Annotated in this window: 20 protein-coding genes and 1 riboswitch; of the genes, 13 read left to right on the forward strand and 7 right to left on the reverse strand. The window is 36.5% G+C overall.

All coding sequences use genetic code 11. The features are described 5' to 3' along the window. Nucleotides 1-8 precede the first annotated feature (8 nt). Nucleotides 9-419 (reverse strand): YwpF family protein, encoded by a 411-nt coding sequence (locus tag G5W_RS0111585; protein WP_010096848.1) that lies wholly within the window; start codon nucleotides 417-419, stop codon nucleotides 9-11. A 392-nt stretch (nucleotides 420-811) separates the two neighbouring features. On the opposite strand from G5W_RS0111585, the gene G5W_RS0111595 reads away from it, so the two are divergent. The 13 genes from G5W_RS0111595 to G5W_RS23780 all read left to right on the forward strand — a co-directional run bounded on the left by G5W_RS0111595 (nucleotide 812) and on the right by G5W_RS23780 (nucleotide 9,571). Continuing rightward, on the forward strand, nucleotides 812-1,537 hold the full coding sequence (locus G5W_RS0111595) for a hypothetical protein (protein WP_010096852.1): 726 nt from the start codon (nucleotides 812-814) through the stop codon (nucleotides 1,535-1,537). A gap of 161 nt (nucleotides 1,538-1,698) precedes the next feature. Then, complete coding sequence (locus tag G5W_RS0111600; protein WP_010096853.1) at nucleotides 1,699-1,905, forward strand: DUF1657 domain-containing protein; 207 nt, start codon at nucleotides 1,699-1,701, stop codon at nucleotides 1,903-1,905. 57 nt (nucleotides 1,906-1,962) lie between these two features. After that, entirely contained in the window at nucleotides 1,963-2,400 is a 438-nt protein-coding gene (locus tag G5W_RS0111605; RefSeq protein ID WP_010096854.1) for a hypothetical protein, read from the forward strand. A gap of 48 nt (nucleotides 2,401-2,448) precedes the next feature. Continuing rightward, on the forward strand, nucleotides 2,449-2,928 hold the full coding sequence (gene spoVAC, locus G5W_RS0111610) for a stage V sporulation protein AC (RefSeq protein WP_010096855.1): 480 nt from the start codon (nucleotides 2,449-2,451) through the stop codon (nucleotides 2,926-2,928). After that, entirely contained in the window at nucleotides 2,928-3,944 is a 1,017-nt protein-coding gene (gene spoVAD, locus G5W_RS0111615; RefSeq protein ID WP_010096857.1) for a stage V sporulation protein AD, read from the forward strand. Before spoVAC ends, spoVAD begins: the two co-directional genes overlap by 1 nt. Next, nucleotides 3,941-4,291 carry a stage V sporulation protein AE gene (spoVAE, locus tag G5W_RS0111620; protein WP_010096858.1) on the forward strand — a complete coding sequence of 117 codons (351 nt, stop codon included), beginning with the start codon at nucleotides 3,941-3,943 and terminating at the stop codon, nucleotides 4,289-4,291. The genes spoVAD and spoVAE overlap by 4 nt, the downstream gene beginning before the upstream one ends. 12 nt (nucleotides 4,292-4,303) lie before the next feature. Beyond that, complete coding sequence (locus tag G5W_RS0111625; RefSeq protein WP_010096859.1) at nucleotides 4,304-4,507, forward strand: DUF1657 domain-containing protein; 204 nt, start codon at nucleotides 4,304-4,306, stop codon at nucleotides 4,505-4,507. Nucleotides 4,508-4,523: 16 nt separating this feature from the next. Beyond that, nucleotides 4,524-5,381, forward strand: a complete 858-nt coding sequence (locus tag G5W_RS0111630; protein ID WP_010096860.1) for a DUF421 domain-containing protein — start codon at nucleotides 4,524-4,526, stop codon at nucleotides 5,379-5,381. Nucleotides 5,382-5,719: 338 nt separating this feature from the next. After that, nucleotides 5,720-7,048 carry a spore germination protein gene (locus G5W_RS21015; protein ID WP_010096863.1) on the forward strand — a complete coding sequence of 443 codons (1,329 nt, stop codon included), beginning with the start codon at nucleotides 5,720-5,722 and terminating at the stop codon, nucleotides 7,046-7,048. Between the two features lie 11 nt (nucleotides 7,049-7,059). Next, on the forward strand, nucleotides 7,060-7,704 hold the full coding sequence (locus tag G5W_RS24500; protein ID WP_029191105.1) for a GerAB/ArcD/ProY family transporter: 645 nt from the start codon (nucleotides 7,060-7,062) through the stop codon (nucleotides 7,702-7,704). Next, a complete protein-coding gene (locus G5W_RS24505; RefSeq protein WP_029191106.1) occupies nucleotides 7,682-8,149 on the forward strand; it encodes a GerAB/ArcD/ProY family transporter in 468 nt (155 codons plus the stop codon). Before G5W_RS24500 ends, G5W_RS24505 begins: the two co-directional genes overlap by 23 nt. After that, on the forward strand, nucleotides 8,146-9,402 hold the full coding sequence (locus G5W_RS0111650; RefSeq protein WP_010096865.1) for a Ger(x)C family spore germination protein: 1,257 nt from the start codon (nucleotides 8,146-8,148) through the stop codon (nucleotides 9,400-9,402). Before G5W_RS24505 ends, G5W_RS0111650 begins: the two co-directional genes overlap by 4 nt. Before the next feature lies 1 nt (nucleotide 9,403). After that, nucleotides 9,404-9,571, forward strand: coding sequence for a hypothetical protein (locus G5W_RS23780; RefSeq protein ID WP_010096867.1), 168 nt, complete (start codon nucleotides 9,404-9,406; stop codon nucleotides 9,569-9,571). A gap of 92 nt (nucleotides 9,572-9,663) precedes the next feature. On the opposite strand, the gene G5W_RS0111660 is transcribed toward G5W_RS23780, so the two are convergent. From G5W_RS0111660 to G5W_RS0111685, 6 genes are all read right to left on the reverse strand, one after another. Then, a complete protein-coding gene (locus G5W_RS0111660) occupies nucleotides 9,664-11,043 on the reverse strand; it encodes a Glu/Leu/Phe/Val family dehydrogenase (RefSeq protein ID WP_010096869.1) in 1,380 nt (459 codons plus the stop codon). A gap of 80 nt (nucleotides 11,044-11,123) precedes the next feature. Continuing rightward, the gene (locus tag G5W_RS0111665; protein ID WP_010096870.1) at nucleotides 11,124-12,542 is read right to left on the reverse strand and encodes a hypothetical protein; all 1,419 of its coding nucleotides are present in this window, start codon (nucleotides 12,540-12,542) and stop codon (nucleotides 11,124-11,126) included. Between the two features lie 136 nt (nucleotides 12,543-12,678). Further along, nucleotides 12,679-13,242 (reverse strand): energy-coupled thiamine transporter ThiT, encoded by a 564-nt coding sequence (gene thiT, locus G5W_RS0111670; RefSeq protein WP_010096871.1) that lies wholly within the window; start codon nucleotides 13,240-13,242, stop codon nucleotides 12,679-12,681. Between the two features lie 117 nt (nucleotides 13,243-13,359). Next, nucleotides 13,360-13,463, reverse strand: a riboswitch (TPP riboswitch). Between the two features lie 63 nt (nucleotides 13,464-13,526). Beyond that, nucleotides 13,527-15,311, reverse strand: a complete 1,785-nt coding sequence (locus G5W_RS0111675; RefSeq protein WP_010096872.1) for a M3 family oligoendopeptidase — start codon at nucleotides 15,309-15,311, stop codon at nucleotides 13,527-13,529. A 205-nt stretch (nucleotides 15,312-15,516) separates the two neighbouring features. Beyond that, a complete protein-coding gene (locus G5W_RS24280; RefSeq protein ID WP_010096873.1) occupies nucleotides 15,517-16,935 on the reverse strand; it encodes an N-acetylmuramoyl-L-alanine amidase family protein in 1,419 nt (472 codons plus the stop codon). Further along, nucleotides 16,910-17,185, reverse strand: a complete 276-nt coding sequence (locus tag G5W_RS0111685) for a phage holin (RefSeq protein WP_010096874.1) — start codon at nucleotides 17,183-17,185, stop codon at nucleotides 16,910-16,912. The genes G5W_RS24280 and G5W_RS0111685 overlap by 26 nt, the downstream gene beginning before the upstream one ends. Nucleotides 17,186-17,395: the final 210 nt, after the last annotated feature.

The raw sequence follows: 17,395 nt of genomic DNA on the forward strand, positions 1-17,395 counted from the left end.
TAGCCTTCTTACAATATCTGTTTGAATTTCTCTAGCAACTCCTCCCCTTCGTAACCCTTTTCGATCAATTCTGCTAGTAATTCTTCCATTTTACGATTTCTTTTATCAATAATAGTCCCAGTAAAAATGATACTGATATGGTTCCCTACCTTATTGATACTATCTATAGTAGTACGGAACATAACCGGTGGATTGGTAAGTTTTGTAATGTTAACTTCTATCATCACTTGATCCCGTTTTTCTTTTAATTCTTTAAAATAATTTATATAATCCGCATCTAGCAGCGCCTCTACCAGCCATGTGTTTTTTTCATCTTCACGGTTAATAATTAGTCCATCCAACAAGTTAAAATCCTTCTTGTGTATATCATCTCCAATCCTTTCCATTATTTGTAATGACTTTAGCAGAAAAGTTTTCATTTCGTCCCTCCTTTCATATTTCATGGATTAAAATCAGTTTACCAAATGTTATAAATAAATGATAACTATTTTTGCATGACACATACTAAGAAAAAAGATAGGAGGTAAAAACAATGCTCTCTGTTTGGATTACCGTATCACTACTCATTTTGTTAATCATCATACTGATAAATCGCGCTAATAAATTATCTATAAAAGATAAAGTGAAAGAATCAAGAAACCATTAGAATGTCCAAACACTATTGTCAAAATAGGTCTTCCATAAACCAAGTGTTCAAGTATAATAAGATTATTCCATCAATTATAATGGCTGCTAATTCTAAATTTGAAATTACTATTGACTGCATCTGCCATTATTACGAAATGAATACAATTGAATTGGAGTGTCTTATATGATGAAGAAAATACTTGGTTTATTATTCTTATTTGTACTTGTTCTTACCGCTTGTTCTCATGAGCAACCCGCTATTGTAAAGGTTGAAACTCCCCCAGAGGACACGAAAGAAGAACCAGAACTCATCGAGGAAGTTACAGATAACGAAAAGGTCGATGAGTTCATAGAGTTTACATTAGAGGAAGAGGTTGTACGAGTTAATTTGAATCAAATTCCTATCCTCTCCTCCTACTTACACGCTGTCAAAGACCGTCAACAGGTTATTGAAAAAATGGATTTTCAGCATTTATTAAATATTGATGATAATGATATTTATTTACTCGAATTCTCTTGTAATAAAGCCGATCATTGTTCCTATTTGTTATTAGACCACAACTCAGAGAATACGGACTTTCTCGTTGCAGATTTAGCAAGCTATGAGGAGTTTATTTTATCCCCAGAAGGAACAAAATTATTATTAAAATTTTCTCGTGACACCTCGCAAGAATATTCCGTCTCAAACATTGTTGTTATCGATTTACAAGAATGGGACATCATGTCTTTGGAGAACGATGATATTGAAAACAATTTACTCGATTATAACTGGCCTATATTATCGACAAGTTGGGTGGATGATGAGTCCATCTTAATATCTGTACCTGATACATTGCAAACCAATACAGAAAAAACAGATACGGAAATAATTGAGACGACCAATGATATTCTCTTCAACGTTTCAAATTAATTTCCATCTATTTACCAGCATATTCACAGACAGTTTAGCAAAATACTAAAGGTGTTCCTAAGTGGAGCACCTTTTTCATTTTTGGAAACAAAATGACAAGTATATTCCACTTGTATTTCATAAATCCAAATATCGAACATCACGAACAAGGAGGACTTTACATGACAGTCGGTAGCCAAATTAAACAAGCGGTAGCGGGGTTAAAAAGTGTCCAAGCAAGCTTTGAACAGTTTGCATTGCAAACAGAAAATAAACAAGCTAAACAACTCTACGAGCAAGCAGCACAACAAACGCAGAGCATTTTGAATTCTGTAGAACCACGTGTTCAACAAATTGAGCAAGAAGAGCCTCAATATAAAGGATTTTAATATATGGGGGAGTCTTCTCCCCTATTTTTTCTAATACAAACGAAATAGGTGAAGCAGATGAAAAAAACTCCATTTCTCATCCTAATTGGATTGCTTTTCTCACTCACAATTGGTTGTAGTGAAGAAAATAGTTCCCAGCAACAAAACAACCAAAACCCTGTTAATGTAACAAAAATCTCTGCTAAAAATGTTTATGACCAAGAGTATTCTAACGAAGCCAAGCAAATACTATCCACTAAAGAGGACATCAACAATATATATGCAGTAAACACTGACGACCTACTTGTCATTGCAATTGAAGTACCTCATCACGAGAGGTTCAACTTAAAGAAACTGAACACAACGCTATCCAAAGAAATGGATAAGAAATTCAAAAATATAAAAGTGGAATTAGCGACTGACAAGAAAATTATACTCGAGCTAACTAAACTAGAAGAGAAAATTAAAAACAATAACATATCGAAAAAAGAATTAAAAAACAATTACAACACATAAGTAAGCTCTTGAAAGAACAAACATAAATTACGAAAGAAGGGAATTCGAATGGCAGATAAAAAGAAAAAAAACCTTCCTCCTCAAGCTCAAGACTATCAACAATTTCAAGATCAAAGAGAAGTTAAACGTCCTGTCGTAAAAAATTGTATAAAAGCTTTCTTTGTAGGCGGTTTTATTTGTTTTATCGGCCAAATCATCTCCACTTTTTATATCTATTTCTTTGATTTTACAGAGCAAACCGCCGGTAACCCGACAACTGCTACTTTAATATTTATCACCATGCTTTTAACTGGATTTGGTATATATGATCGCATTGGCCAATTTGCAGGCGCTGGTTCAGCTGTACCGGTTACAGGCTTTGGGAATGCCGTAATATCTGCTGCAATTGAACACCGGACTGAAGGATTTGTTCTTGGTGTTGGCGGGAATATGTTTAAGTTAGCTGGATCCGTCATTCTATTTGGCGTATTCTCAGCATTTGTCGTTGCCTTAATAAAAACAATTATTATTACTTGGGGTGGATTCTAATGTTGACTGGACATCGCACATGGATATTTGAAAACAGTCCAGTAATTATATCAACTGGGACCGTAGGAGGGCCTTTTGAATCAAATGGAAAAATACCTCACGCGTTTAACATCTTACACGATGATATGTGGCTAGAGCAGGCTTCGTTTGAAAAAGCACAGCAAACGATGATGGAGGAAGCGTGTCAGTATGCCATTAAAAATAGTCCCATTCAAAAAGAGCAAGTGTCCTTTTTCATTAGCGGAGACCTAATAAATCAAATAACTCCTTCAAGTTTTGCAGCGAAGACTATCGGTTCTCCTTATTTTGGATTATTTAGTGCTTGTGCAACGTCTATGGAGAGTCTCGCTTTATCAGCACTAATAATTAATGCGAACGGAGCTGAATATATACTAAGTGGGACCTCTAGCCACAATGCCGCAGCTGAGAAGCAATTTCGTTATCCGACAGAATATGGTGGTCAGAAACCTCCAACCGCCCAATGGACAGTGACCGGTGCTGGATGTGCTTTAGTGGCAAAAACTGGACAAGGTCCTAGAATTACATCCGCAACTATTGGAAAAGTCGTCGATATGGGGATGACAGACCCCTTTAATATGGGAGGAGCAATGGCTCCTGCTGCCGTGGATACAATCATAGCACACTTAAAGGAGAGGGAGATTGATGCTTCCTATTATGATCTAATCATAACTGGAGACCTCGCCCATATCGGTCGTGAGGTGGCATTAGATCTATTGCACAAAAACGATATCAATATTCCAGAAGAGAAGTTCGTTGATTGTGGTCTAACCATCTATCGAGAAGACCAACCCGTTTTGGCTGGAGGAAGTGGACCTGCCTGTTCTGCAGTAGCTGTATATGGACACTTTATTGATTTAATGAATAAAGGAGAACTAGAAAAAATATTAGTAGTGGCAACTGGTGCCCTCCACTCCCCACTAAGCGTGAATCAAAAAGATCCAATACCTTGCATTGCCCATGCAGTTTCTATTGAGTCAGGGAGTGATGCTAAATGATATTTTTCTGGGCATTTGTAGTGGGTGGAATCATATGTGTAATTGGCCAGATCATGTTCGATGTATTTAAGTTATCACCTGGTCACACCTTAAGTATCTTAGTAGTTGCTGGCGCTATTCTGGACGGCTTCGGATTATATGAGCCATTGATTGACTTTGCAGGTGCTGGTGCGACTGTACCAATTACTAGCTTTGGTAATTCATTAGTACATGGTGCTTTACAGGAAGCTGAGAAACACGGGATTATCGGTGTTATAACCGGAATGTTTGAGGTTACTAGCTCCGGTATATCCGCGGCGATTATATTTGGCATGATCGGTGCGCTATTATTTAAACCTAAAGGTTAAGGAGGTCCATTCATGACAGTAGGTTCACAGGTAAAAACACTTTATGCAAGTATAAAAGGAATTGAGGCAACTTTAAGTATCCTAGCAGCTCAAACAAATGAGGCAGATTCTAGGGATGCTTTTCGAAATACCCAGCAAATGATTAATGAAATTAAGCATGATTTGGAAAAACAAGTACTCTTGTTAGCAAGAGAAGAACCACAATATAACCAATAGAAAGGAAACAAAAACCATGCCAGATTGGGTCCAGATTGCTATTCGCGCTATCTCCCTTCTCGCCCTTTTATTTCTATTCACAAAGTGGCTAGGGATGAAACAATTATCACAATTAAATATCTTTGAGTATATTACTGGCATCGTTTTAGGTGGAATTGTTGCTATTCATGTTAGTACATTAGAGAGCCCACTTTATTATGGCTTAATTTCTATGTTTATATGGTTCATTGTCCCCTATCTAGTTGAGTTTTTTTCCCTTAAGAGTAAAGCATTTAGAGATGCTACTCAAGGGAAAAGTAGAGTTGTCATACAGAATGGCAAAATTATGGAGGATAACCTAAAAAAAGAACATTATTCAACTGATGATCTACTTGAGAGCCTTCGCGATAAAAATATATTTAAGGTAGCTGATGTTGAGTTTGCTGTATTAGAACCTACTGGGAAATTAAGTGTCTTACCCAAAAGAGAAAACCGTCCACTAACTGCAAAGGATTTAGGGATTAAATTAGCCCCTGACCATGAACCACAAACGGTGATTATGGATGGGAAGCCCTTACTTGAACCACTTGCGAATCTTTCACTAAATCCAACATGGTTAGAAACCGAACTAGAGAAAATGAATGTAAGCATAGAAAATGTCTTTTTAGGCCAAGTAGATCACAATGGACAATTAACCGTTGATTTATACGATGACCAATTGGCTATCCCTAGCCCTACACAGATGCCACTATTACTTGCGACCATGAAAAAGTGTCAAGCAGACCTAGAGTTGTTTGCACTTGCAACAGAAAATGAAAATGCCAAGAAAGTGTACCAAAGAAATAGTGAAAAGTTACAAAATGCAATTAACCATGTATCCTCCTATTTACAGTAAGATCCTACATAACGTATTGTAGGATTTTACTTTTTAGTTTTCTACATATTTTTCCAACAAAAGTGGAAACTTAATAAAATAATACCGGGACTTTTACTCCCCCAAAACCTGGTAAAGATTGGTAGGTTGGAGTTGAAAAATAAAATGTTAAGAAGACGATATAAAAAAAATAATGAAAATACAGCACCGAAGGGTAAGAAGCCTTCTCTAGAAGATACTGATCTAAAAGAATCAACTATCAATCCTAGCTTAGAAAAACATTAGAAACATTTAAAGCCATCTACTCTGTTCCGAACAACCATGATGTTAAAATTCGCAACATATATATTTCGGGACTTATGAAAAAAGCAGCTATTTTATACATAGATACGATAACCGATCCCAAGTCTATTGAAGATAATATCATTACTCCTTTACTCACAAACAAAGATACTACAAAGGAAATTACTGATTTTATAACAGCTCAATCGATTACTACAAAAAAAGTAATTAATGAAATACTTATTGAAATAAATAAAGGGAATGTGGCACTTTTTGTAGAAGGCGAAAGCCAAGTATATTTAATAGGAGCAACTCAGTTTGACGGTAGAAGTGTAGAAAAGACGGAAAATGAAAATGTAGTAAAGGGACCTAAAGAAGCATTCAATGAAAAGGCAGCAACAAATATTTCGCTCATAAGAAAAAGGACAAAAAATGAAAAACTAGTTGTTGAATCTGTAGTAATCTCTAAGCGCTCAAATAATGATCTTTACATTCTATATCAAAAAGACTTGGTAAACGAAAAATTATTGCAAAATGTTAAAAATCGAGTTAAATCCCTCGATGTGGATGCTATTCAAAATCTTAGTTTATTAGAGCAACAAATTGAGGAACGTAAATATTCCATCTTCCCTACGATTTTATATACGGAAAGACCTGATCGTGCAACATCCTTTTTAGAAGATGGATACATCGTACTACTAATGGATAATTCTCCGGATGCTTTAGTACTTCCAGCTACTTTTTGGTCCTTTTACCATAATTCGGAAGATCATTACCTACGATTTGCGTATGGTAATTTCACGAGATTGTTAAGGTATTTAGCCTTATTTATCACTTTATTTACGTCAGCGGTTTATGTAGCAGTTGTTACTTATCATTCTGAAATGGTACCACCTGATTTACTTCTTGCTATCGCAGCTACACGGGAAAAAGTTCCCTTTCCTGCTGCTATAGAAGTATTGATCATGGAATTTGCTTTCGAGCTAATTCGAGAAGCTGGTCTACGTGTACCAAGTCCAATTGGTCCAACTATTGGAATTGTAGGTGCCCTTATTTTGGGTCAAGCTGCAGTACAAGCCAATATCGTCAGCCCAATCGTTGTTATTGTGGTGGCATTAGGGGGATTAAGCTCTTTTGCTGTTGGTGATATTAGTATGAACTTTGCAATCCGAATAAGTAGGTTTTTATTATTATTAAGTGCCAGTTTGTTTGGCCTATATGGTATTACAGTATTCTTTACAATAGGGATGTTTTATATGGTTTCCTTAAAATCATTCGGGGTGCCATATCTTTCGCCTATGACACCGACATACAAATCTTCGAGCGACACAGTATTTCGTAAGGTTCTAAAGAACGAACTCTTCAGACCCGGCTATGTGAAACCTAAGGATTTAAAAAAGAGATAGGAAGATTATGAATGGAAGAATCAAAAGGAAAAATTGGTTTAAAGGAATTTACCGTCCTAACCATCATAATGCTCGGATTAAAAGTAGCAGACGATACTCCTTCTATTTTATTTGAGAGATTGTTTAATGCTGGCTGGATGGCACCTATCATAAATGGAATTGTCATGATTATTCCGTTGTATTTGTTAATAAAGGTTGTTACCAGTTATGAGCAAAAAGGTTTAATCCACGTAGTTGAAGATTTGTTCGGTAAATTTTTGGGCTACCTTGTTTTATTGATTGTGTGGCTTTTGTTTCTTTCTGCGTTAATTATTGATACTGCTATCTATTCTGATATTATCGGTTCCATGTATTTCATTAAAACACCTACGATTGTTATATATGGTGTCTTGATGCTAACTTGTGCATATGGAGCTAAGAGGGGCTTAGAACATATTGGATCTGTTGCTTATTTAGTTTTTCCTTATGTACAGGCTGCCTTCTTAATATCATTGCTCTTAACAATCTTTCAAGGAAATATCCACTTTCTATTTCCTATTTTAGGACCAGGGGGATGGGAAGTTATGAAAGAAAGCACTATGAGGTTATCCATTTATGCTGTATTTTTTTTATTTATTTCTGCTTGTGCCTTTTATGAAAAGTTCAAAAGATTTTAAGAAAGGAACATGCATAGCATTAATAGTTACTGTTATTAATTTAACGATTGCAATGGTAAGTTATACTTTTATCTTTGATTACAATACAGTTATGCAATTAAATTATCCATATCATGAAGTGATTCGTACTATTCAGGCTGGCTTTTTAACCAATTTAGAAACCTTTTTCTTTCCCTTTTGGATTATGGCATCGTTTGTTAGGTTTTCTGCCTATCTATACATAACCGCAATATTGTTTGGACATCTTTTTAAAATAAAAGAGTTTGAATATATTATTCCAACCCTTGCAACATTAATCGTATTCATAGGAATTATTCCTGAAACCCCAGCAAGCGCCATTTTCAATATAAGGGATACAATCTTGCTTATATCATCACCCGTTTTTTTCTTTTTACCTTGCCTTATGTGGCTGATTGCAAAGCTTAAAGGAGTAAACAAAAAATGAATAAGTTAACGAAATTAGGAAAGGGTGTTCTACTCATAATATTACTTATTATTCTTGGTGGCTGCTGGGACCAAAAAGAAACAGAAAAACAAGCCTATGTCATCGCTATTGGACTTGATAAAGCAGAAGATAATGAATCTCTAGTAAAGGTTTCTTATTTAATTGCTAACCCCGAAGCAGGTACTGCTGCTGAAGGTGGAGGCAGTAGTGAACCTCCGCGTGAGATTATCTCGTTTGTAGCAGAGGATTTCATAACCTCACGTAATTTCGCCAATACAGTAATTGCAAAGCAGATTACATATGACATTATCAAGCTTATTATGGTGTCAGAGGAATTTGCTAGAGATGAAAAGTTTATTAGATGGATTTATGATGCTACTAAGGCAATGGAAATTAGAAGGGATACCAAGCTATTAATAACAAGAGAAGACACCCTAACTTTTTTATTAAATAATCATCCAAGGCTAGAAACTAGACCACATGAATATTTTAATATGATGTTTGAACGTGGACAAGAAACTGGTATGATGCCTGCCTCTGATTTAAACACTTTCTTTCGGGTTACCGAAGCCGATGCAGATCTCTTTTTAGGGATTTATGGGACAACAGAAAAGAAAGAGCAGCCCCAAGAACAAGAACCAGACCAAATTATTGCAGGGGAATTCCATTATGAAGGAGAAACAAACACGACACAGTTTTTGGGATCCGCCGTCTTTAAAGAAGGAAAAATGATTGATGCACTTACAATAGAGGAAACTCGTATCGCTTATCTGCTAAACCCAACCTTGAGTGTTTCAGATATATTAGCGTCATTCCCTGATCCTTTTGATGAGAATTATCAAATATCAACCCGAATCAGTATGAACGGTAAAAATTCCTTTGATATGAATCTCAAAAAAGAACAACCAGAAATTCATGTAAATGTACCGGTGTTAATTGAAGTTTTGTCCAATCATAGTATGACAGATTATCAATTAGATCAACATAAATTAAACACTTTGAAAAATTCTTTTGAAGAAAGGTTAGAAAAATTAATCAAAAAAACGATAAAAAAGACGCAGGAGGAATATCAATCAGAACCATTTGGATGGTCGCTAATTGCACGCAAACATTTTCTATCTATTCCAGAGTGGGAAAAATTTGACTGGATGAAAACATATCCCGATATCCACATTAATGTTTCAGTTAATGTGGAACTTGGAAGATTAGGTAGACAAGGTGATGTTCCAAGCATAGAGGGGGTAAGAGATTAAGGTGTTCTTTGCTGTAATAGCTGTAATGGTTGTAATGGTTGTAATGGTTAGTTATACATTAGGTTTTTCAATAACACTATGGAAAGGAAAAAGTAAAGTCGGTGCTATTACCGTTTTTCTCTTAGGACTAGCTATTGTAGTTTTACCTTTCTTCTCTGTTCTTAAATAATAGGCAACTGCAACTATAAGATATGGAAGCACAGTAATAAGCCTAAATGTATGCCGATTATTGTGCTTCATATTATTTAAATATTTTATTATTTAATAAAGTTTCCCCTGTCGGTACAAAATGTTGGAGAGCTTCATTACCGAGTGTATATAACACTGCTGTCTTAACGTAAAAGAATCACTAAAAAACGGAGGGAAAACAGAGTCAAAGGTATTTTTCATTTTTGAAAGTTGTTTTTCAAATACCTCATCTTCTGTATAAAACTGTGTTTCTCTACCTTGGAGCCACTCTAGGTAGGATACAATTACTCCACCAGCATTTGCCAATATATCTGGTATGATGATAATTCCCTTGTCACTTAAATAACCGTCGGCTACTGTAGTTACAGGGGCATTAGCACCTTCCACCATGATTTTTGCTTTAATATCAATCATATTTTCTTGATACACTTGATTTTCTAGAGCTGCCAAAAATAATACATCTACATCCAATGTTAATACTTCCCCGATACCTAATATTTTTGCCTTCACGCCTGCAGTTTCTAATTGGTCTCCAGTCATAGGAAGATCACCTTTATTCATGGAAACGAATTTTATTAAGGCAGGTATATCAAGGCCATCTGAATTATACAGTGTTACGTTTCTATCACTTACTGCCACAACCTTATTATTCAAATGATTACATTGATAAGCTGATAAAGCAACGACTGAACCTACATTTCCGAACCCTTGAATTGCTATTTTTAAAGATTTATCTTTTAAAGATAAGACAGTTTTAGCAAACATACTATCTCGCTCTGATAACCAATGCTCTTGTCTCTTGACAAAATCGTGCAATAAGTATCGAAACGTATAATACACCCCCTTACCTGTAGCTTCTCTTCGGCCTAAGGAACCACCATTTTCAACACTTTTCCCTGTAAAACTGCCACGGTAAGACTCACCCGGACGTATACTCTTATACTCACCCATCATCCAGTCCATCTCACGTTCACCAGTACCAACATCGGGGGCTGGAATATCTTTATCCGGACCCAGTATATCACTAAAATACTGAACATATTTTTTACAAATAACATATAAGTCCTTATCACTATATTCCCTTGGATTGATGACTACTCCACCCTTACCACCACCAAAAGGTACTTCATGTAAGGCGTTCTTTAGTGTCATCAAAGAGGCAAGATTCACTACTTCCTCCTCTTTAACCGTTTCATGGAAACGAATCCCACCTTTATAGGGACCTAGAACATTATTATGTTGTACACGAAAAGCAGGTACTCTAGTTACCTGCCCATTTTCTAGTGCAACCCTTAGAAAGGACTTATTGACATGATCTGGCGTAGAAAGTATCGATAATAAGGAACTGAAGGCCTTCTCTCTTCTTTCACCTGCTAATTCAGGCAAGAAATCAACATCATCCAGTAACACTTGCAATGAACCTTTTACAATATCCATCATTTGATTTGCCACAACATTACCTCCAAGTAATATTTACATCCAGTAAAATTGTAACAAAATCTATTGTAGATACCAATCAAAATTGTCTGAATTTATAATATAAAAACAGCAATTATTGTCATGGCGAATAGTCCTACTAATACCGGAATAAAATTCTTTCGTACAAGCTCCATAACCGATACACCACAAAATCCTGCAATTGCTATTAAGGATGACCATGCGACAATTGTGCCTCCACCTGTCCAGATTGCTCCCATTTGTCCGATTGCAGCAAGTGTCGCTGTATCCATTCCTTGAGTCTCCAAAGAAGCTGCTAGAGCACCTGTTAATGGTAACCCGGAGAACCCTGACCCATCTAATCCTGTAATAATCCCAATAATGAGGATACTAAAGGCAGCTAATACCGCACTTTGGGGTAAATACTCTTGTGTCGCCTCTACTAAACCAAATAATAAAGATGGTCCTTCTTCTACACCGAGAATTTGACTAGAAAAATCTCCACTACCTAAAAAGAAAAATCCTGCGATTGGAATAACTGGTCCCATGGCCTTAAATGCAAATACAAACCCATCGGTGATATGATTGGATATATAGTCCAATGCATGGTGCTTACCAAAAGCAATAGTGGAAAGTAATAGTAGAATTACCGCAACACCACCAACAAAGGCCGCCCCATCTCCTCCAACCAATCCTTCACTATTTGTGAATAACTTGTTATATAGCATATAAATGACTACGATTAATAATACAAGTGGTACTAGTACAGCAAAAACTTTACTCCAACGTGTTAGATTATTTGTTTTTGCTTGATTATTACTGGTCGAATCATCCGATTTCAATATACTTAGCTCTTCATTGTTGCGAGGGTCATCCTTTTTACGTATTCCTCCACGGTATAGAAAATAAGCCAGTAATATCGCAATAACACCAGATATCACTGATAAAATCATCGCTTTATCAGCTACCAATTCTACATCTATACCTGCTGCTGTTGCAGATAAACTTGGAGCGACCTGTACGATATAGTCAGACGATAAAGCCATCCCCTGACCTGCGAGTGCTATAGCCATTGCTGCAGTTATCGCAGGTAAACCTGCTTTTACTGCTGCTGGCACTAGAAGAGCACAAATCAGTGGAACAGCTGGGGTAGGCCAAAAGAATAAGGATATGACATAGGTGACCCCGACTAATACGAAAAATGACACATGACCATTCACCATTACCCGTTGGATGGGTTGTATCATGCGAACATCTGCCCCTAAATCCTTTAATGAATTTAGTAAAGCAAGCATAAAGGTAATAATTAAGAAAATACTGAATAACTCTTGAGCAGCAACTAAATTTGCATTAAAAATTGCTGTAAAGCCACCAATGATATTTCCCTTGTAAACCCAAGCAATAATAAAAGTTCCCAATAAAGTCGGAAGTACAACTCCTTTTCGGAATATCATCGTTAAAATAATGGCTAGAGTAAAAATGCCGTACAGCCAATGTGATATGGAAAGATCCATCCGCATCTTCCTTTCTTTCTGTTGTGCTATAGCCTATGCTTGTTAGTACAGAGCGGTGAAAGGATAGACTTCTTTTTTAAACACAAAAAAGGTAACCTCTATTAAGAGATTACCTCAATGTGAGCGGATATGAACTTTACGCTGATTGTAGTAAAGTTTTTGGTTGTTTAATAAATAAAATAAATACTACTATAGACGATAAAATAAACGATGGTAACATATAAGACCCATTATAAATTAACGAGAATAACCATACCGGTTGATCGTCTGGAGCACTATCTGCCCAGAAAACAATCCCTGCGTAAAAATGTGCAAGGAAACGTAAGACAGATCCTATCAGGACACCTAATGTAATGTACACTAGTCTTCTTGTTAAATGACCTTCTTTAAGAGAATTCTGTATTGGTTTAGCGAAAATACCAGCAACTCCTAAAGCAGTAAATGCAAACCCATATTCAATGAATGCCTGGTATAGGTTAAGTATATACGCACCAAATACTAGTTGGAGCACTCCCCAAAGGAATCCAGCTAGCAGTCCTCCCTTCAACCCCCAGCGAAAAGCAACGATAAAAATAGGAATCATTGCAAATGAGATAGAACCGCCATTTGGCATCTTAAATGCTGGTAACATATCTAATATCAAAGCCAGTGCTGTAAATACAGCTACTTCAACCATAAACAATGTGCGTTTAGAACTCACATCTATTCCTCCCCGAATTGTAATCTAAAAATCCACAAATAGATTTTTAAACACAAAAAAAGCAGTGCCAAGGGGAAGCTTCCTGATGGGGAAATTCCGCTCACACTGCACCAATATCCATCATAAAAGCCACCATCCCTACGCTAGTACTAACTAACAGGTTCAAAGGGTCAGAACATTATCTGTTCACTCTCAGCCATACGGCTCCCCCTGTGGACATAATTTTCACTTTTTTTGCTACTTGTATTGTATCCTAGTCTTATCGATTTGGCAATGATTCGATATTATAGAGAAACAAATTCCTCTACATCCTTCACACAAAGTGCAATTGCATCCTCCCAGAAGTCTGGTTTTGTGAGGTCCACATTTAAATGCTTCATTGCTAAGTCTTCCACGTTCATTCGACCAGTATCTTGTAACAATCTAATGTAACCATCTTCAAAATTGCTAGTCTTTTGTGCATGTGCATATATTCCAAGACTAAATAAATACCCAAACGTATATGGGAAATTATAGAAAGGTGTCCCGGTAATATGAAAATGCAATTTGGAAGACCAGAAATTCGGATCATATTCACCTAATGCATCACTGTATGCCTCTTTTTGCGCTTCTATCATTAATTCATTTAATCGTTTTACAGATACCATTCCCTGTTTTCTTTCTTCATAGAATCTAGTCTCAAATAGGAATCTAGCATGAATATTCATAAAGAAGGCAATGCTTCGTTGCACCTTATCTTCTAATAATTCTAGCTTTTCCTGTCTACTTTCTGCGTTTTTCACTGACGCATCGGCAACAATTAGCTCTGCAAAGGTCGATGCAGTTTCTGCAACGTTCATGGCATAACGCTGGTTCAGGCCATGAATATCATTCATTACATGTTGATGGTAAGCATGTCCAAGTTCGTGAGCTAAGGTCGAAATATTGGAAGAAGTCCCCGAGTACGTCATAAATATACGTGTTTGACCACTATCCGGAAAACTTGTACAAAAACCACCAGGACGTTTTCCTGGACGGTCCTCTGCCTCTATCCATCTCTTCTCGAATGCCATTTGAGCAAAATTAGCCATTTTGGGACTAAACTCTCTAAAATATTTAACAATAAAATCAGCACCATCGGTATAGGAGACCTTTTTTACAGATTTAGATAGAGGAGCTCCAATATCATATATACTTAATTTTTCTTTTCCGATCAGTTCCGCTTTCTTATTCAAATAAGCTACAAAGTGATGCTTGTTGTTCGAAATCGCATTCCACATTGCTTGAAGCGTTTCTTCTTTCATTCGATTGATTTGTAGTGGTTCTTTTAACACATTATCCCAGCCACGGTGCTTATATTTCTGTAAACGAAAACCAGCTAAATGATTTAAAGTCTGACCAAATAAATCTGCGTTGTCTTCCCACGCCTTACTTATTTGCTGAAACACATACTTTCGAAACTCTGCATCAGGACTACTTAATTTATTGGAAGCTTGACCAACAGAATAGCTATTTACCTCTCCGTCTTCTTCAATCTCTACAGACATGCTCCCGACAATTGTCTCATACATTTGTCCCCATGCATGGTATCCATCAACAGCAAGATCATTAATTAATACTTCCTGCTCGGCAGCAAGTAAGTTTTTAGCAGAATCTCTCGTCTCGTTTAGGAAAAAAATAACTTCTTTCACAACATTATTCTGTAGCATCTCGTCCCATAAACCATCTGGAATCGTAGTAAGTTTTTGATTAAATATTGTTGTAACGCTACTTAATTTAGCAGACAATTCACTTCTTTTTGCAACTAATAAAGCAGCACCTTGATCCTTGACATTTTGTGCACTTAGACAACTGATAAATGCAAACGACTCCCGTAGTTTTTTCATCGTAGTCTCCAAGCTTGCAACAATATCGGCTATATCTGTAACATCATCAACAACTCTCGGGTTAAAGGCTTGTACTTTATTGGATAAATCTGCAATGTTTTCTTCAATGTCACCTAAATAACCTTGGAACTCCTCTGATTCACTTCCACCAGCAAAAATCACATCTAGATCCCAATTCATTTCGTATTCCCTAGATCCCTGCATCAAATCTCCCCTTAAATTAAATATTACAACTAATTATTATATTAACAATAAATGACATACATTTCACTAGAAATATTTTGAAAACCGAAATATTAATAACTCGAAATAAAAATATTATTGGAACAATCCCTAACTAAGTTACTGGTAGTAAAAAAGGGTATCCGTCGGTTTGATTATCAACCACTGACACCCTTTATTTTCTGATTTAGCTATTTGTAATTGTTGCCCCTGTTTGCGGATGAGCATAGATGTTAACTCTTCCAAAATCCTGAGTTTCTATCGTATAAACATGGGCTTGTGGACTCCCTAGAATCTTATATATTAGACCTCCAAACTTTGCCGGATTTAAAAAGCCAACCTCATTCCCCTTCACTGGTGCTTTATTCGTTGGATACACTCGCCACGAACTTTCAGAAGACGGTAGCTTAAGATAGCGATCTCCACTAGGTGGTGTAGTGACTTCCCTTCTGCGATCATTATCACTAATGCTAGCACCTGTACTAGGATGGGCATAAATTTGCACCCTACCAAAATCACTTGTTTCAATTAGATAAACATGTGGTTGTGTCCTACCTAATACTTCATAGGTCAATCCGCCAAATTTTCTAGGATTTAAGAATCCTTTTTCATTCCCTTTGACAGCTGAAACACCCACTGGGTAGACTCGCCATGAACTTTCACTTGCTGGTAAATGTAGATGTTTCCCCGTAATATTGTCAACTGGATCTGGTTGAGAAGGTGCCGGGTTCGATCCAGAAGAAGAGTTACTTTGGTTAATAACTGCCCCTGTCGATGGATGCCCGTAAATTTGTACTCTACCAAAATCCCCTGTTTGAATAATATAGACGTGTGGTTGTGTCGATCCTAAAACTTGATACGTTAATCCCCCGAATTTCTTCGAATTTAAGAAACCTTTCTCATTACCTTTTACAGGTAAGACTCCGACAGGGTATACCCTCCACGAACTTTCACTTGCTGGCAAGTGAATATACTGATTCTTTGGAGTGGTTCCAACGCCAGGATTACTTGGTATTGGCGTAACAGGAACTTCTTTACCAGAGGGTGTTCGATACGTATAACCGGCATACTCACAAAATGCCTTCACGACCGCTTCAGCATAAACAAGATAATTCGTGCGTAATTGCTGCACATCATCTCTTGGTGAATCAGCAAATCCATATTCAATTATATTCGTTATGACACTACCAGTTTCTCTTATCATAAAATAGTAATCCACATTCGGATTACCAGGTAATGTTCTAGTAAAGATTCTCCGGACATTTTGCCCTGATTTTCTTAACTCATCTGCAATCTTCTGAGCCATCGCTCTCCCATCATATATCGAATAAATAACTTCAGCACCATCCCCACCGCCAGCATTTAAATGGTTTGAATGGCAATACCTCGCCCCACTATTTCTAACGATTCTTGTTCGTTCAGTAGGGGATAATGTTCTATCAGTCGTTCTTGTAATCGCAACTGGTACTCCTAATTCTTGATATCTCCTATACTGGTAAAGTGAAATTTTTAACGCCAAATCTTTTTCTACCCAATATTGATTAGTACCACCTCCAGGGTCATTACCTCCGTGGCCAGGATCAATGATTAAGATCGGTTTTGCCATCTGATTTCCTCTCCTTTACATTGGTTAATCCCTTTTCTCGTAATATTTCCCGCTGTGCGATACCTCTCTTTGTTATATAATTATTTTTAAACCACGTAATTAGTGCACTAATTATTATAAAAATTGTAGAAATTAATTGTTCTAACAACTCACTGTCGATTGGGAGTGGTGATTTTCCAAATATCACTAACACCTGATTAATTAACGCTAGTAGTAGGATACTAGTTCGAATTACAGTACCTTTGTCCATTTTTCTCCCTCCTTTGTCCTCTTACTACATAATTTATTCTTAAACGATATTTCTCGGAACCATTTTAGATTGAATGTCCTATGTATATATTCGAATAGAATACAAAAGTAAAGGCAAAGAAAATCATTCTTAATTAAAAATAAATTAATTACGTATACTTGACTTAAGACATTCATACCTATATAATTAGTTACATAAAGTAAGTAACAT

The sequence above is a fragment of the Ornithinibacillus scapharcae TW25 genome (assembly GCF_000190475.1).
Classification (GTDB): domain Bacteria; phylum Bacillota; class Bacilli; order Bacillales; family Amphibacillaceae; genus Ornithinibacillus; species Ornithinibacillus scapharcae.

What these genes read in the sequence shown, in the direction of transcription:
- G5W_RS24500 (WP_029191105.1), top strand. Translation starts at nt 7,060, where the DNA reads ATGGAAGAATCAAAAGGAAAAATTGGTTTAAAGGAATTTACCGTCCTA.
- G5W_RS24505 (WP_029191106.1), top strand. Translation starts at nt 7,682, where the DNA reads ATGAAAAGTTCAAAAGATTTTAAGAAAGGAACATGCATAGCATTAATA.
- G5W_RS0111605 (WP_010096854.1), top strand. Translation starts at nt 1,963, where the DNA reads ATGAAAAAAACTCCATTTCTCATCCTAATTGGATTGCTTTTCTCACTC.
- spoVAC (WP_010096855.1), top strand. Translation starts at nt 2,449, where the DNA reads ATGGCAGATAAAAAGAAAAAAAACCTTCCTCCTCAAGCTCAAGACTAT.
- spoVAD (WP_010096857.1), top strand. Translation starts at nt 2,928, where the DNA reads ATGTTGACTGGACATCGCACATGGATATTTGAAAACAGTCCAGTAATT.
- G5W_RS0111685 (WP_010096874.1), bottom strand. Translation starts at nt 17,185, where the DNA reads ATGGACAAAGGTACTGTAATTCGAACTAGTATCCTACTACTAGCGTTA.
- G5W_RS21015 (WP_010096863.1), top strand. Translation starts at nt 5,720, where the DNA reads ATGAAAAAAGCAGCTATTTTATACATAGATACGATAACCGATCCCAAG.
- G5W_RS0111650 (WP_010096865.1), top strand. Translation starts at nt 8,146, where the DNA reads ATGAATAAGTTAACGAAATTAGGAAAGGGTGTTCTACTCATAATATTA.
- spoVAE (WP_010096858.1), top strand. Translation starts at nt 3,941, where the DNA reads ATGATATTTTTCTGGGCATTTGTAGTGGGTGGAATCATATGTGTAATT.
- G5W_RS0111625 (WP_010096859.1), top strand. Translation starts at nt 4,304, where the DNA reads ATGACAGTAGGTTCACAGGTAAAAACACTTTATGCAAGTATAAAAGGA.
- G5W_RS0111585 (WP_010096848.1), bottom strand. Translation starts at nt 419, where the DNA reads ATGAAAACTTTTCTGCTAAAGTCATTACAAATAATGGAAAGGATTGGA.
- G5W_RS24280 (WP_010096873.1), bottom strand. Translation starts at nt 16,935, where the DNA reads ATGGCAAAACCGATCTTAATCATTGATCCTGGCCACGGAGGTAATGAC.
- G5W_RS0111665 (WP_010096870.1), bottom strand. Translation starts at nt 12,542, where the DNA reads ATGGATCTTTCCATATCACATTGGCTGTACGGCATTTTTACTCTAGCC.
- G5W_RS0111675 (WP_010096872.1), bottom strand. Translation starts at nt 15,311, where the DNA reads ATGCAGGGATCTAGGGAATACGAAATGAATTGGGATCTAGATGTGATT.
- G5W_RS0111600 (WP_010096853.1), top strand. Translation starts at nt 1,699, where the DNA reads ATGACAGTCGGTAGCCAAATTAAACAAGCGGTAGCGGGGTTAAAAAGT.
- G5W_RS0111630 (WP_010096860.1), top strand. Translation starts at nt 4,524, where the DNA reads ATGCCAGATTGGGTCCAGATTGCTATTCGCGCTATCTCCCTTCTCGCC.
- G5W_RS0111595 (WP_010096852.1), top strand. Translation starts at nt 812, where the DNA reads ATGATGAAGAAAATACTTGGTTTATTATTCTTATTTGTACTTGTTCTT.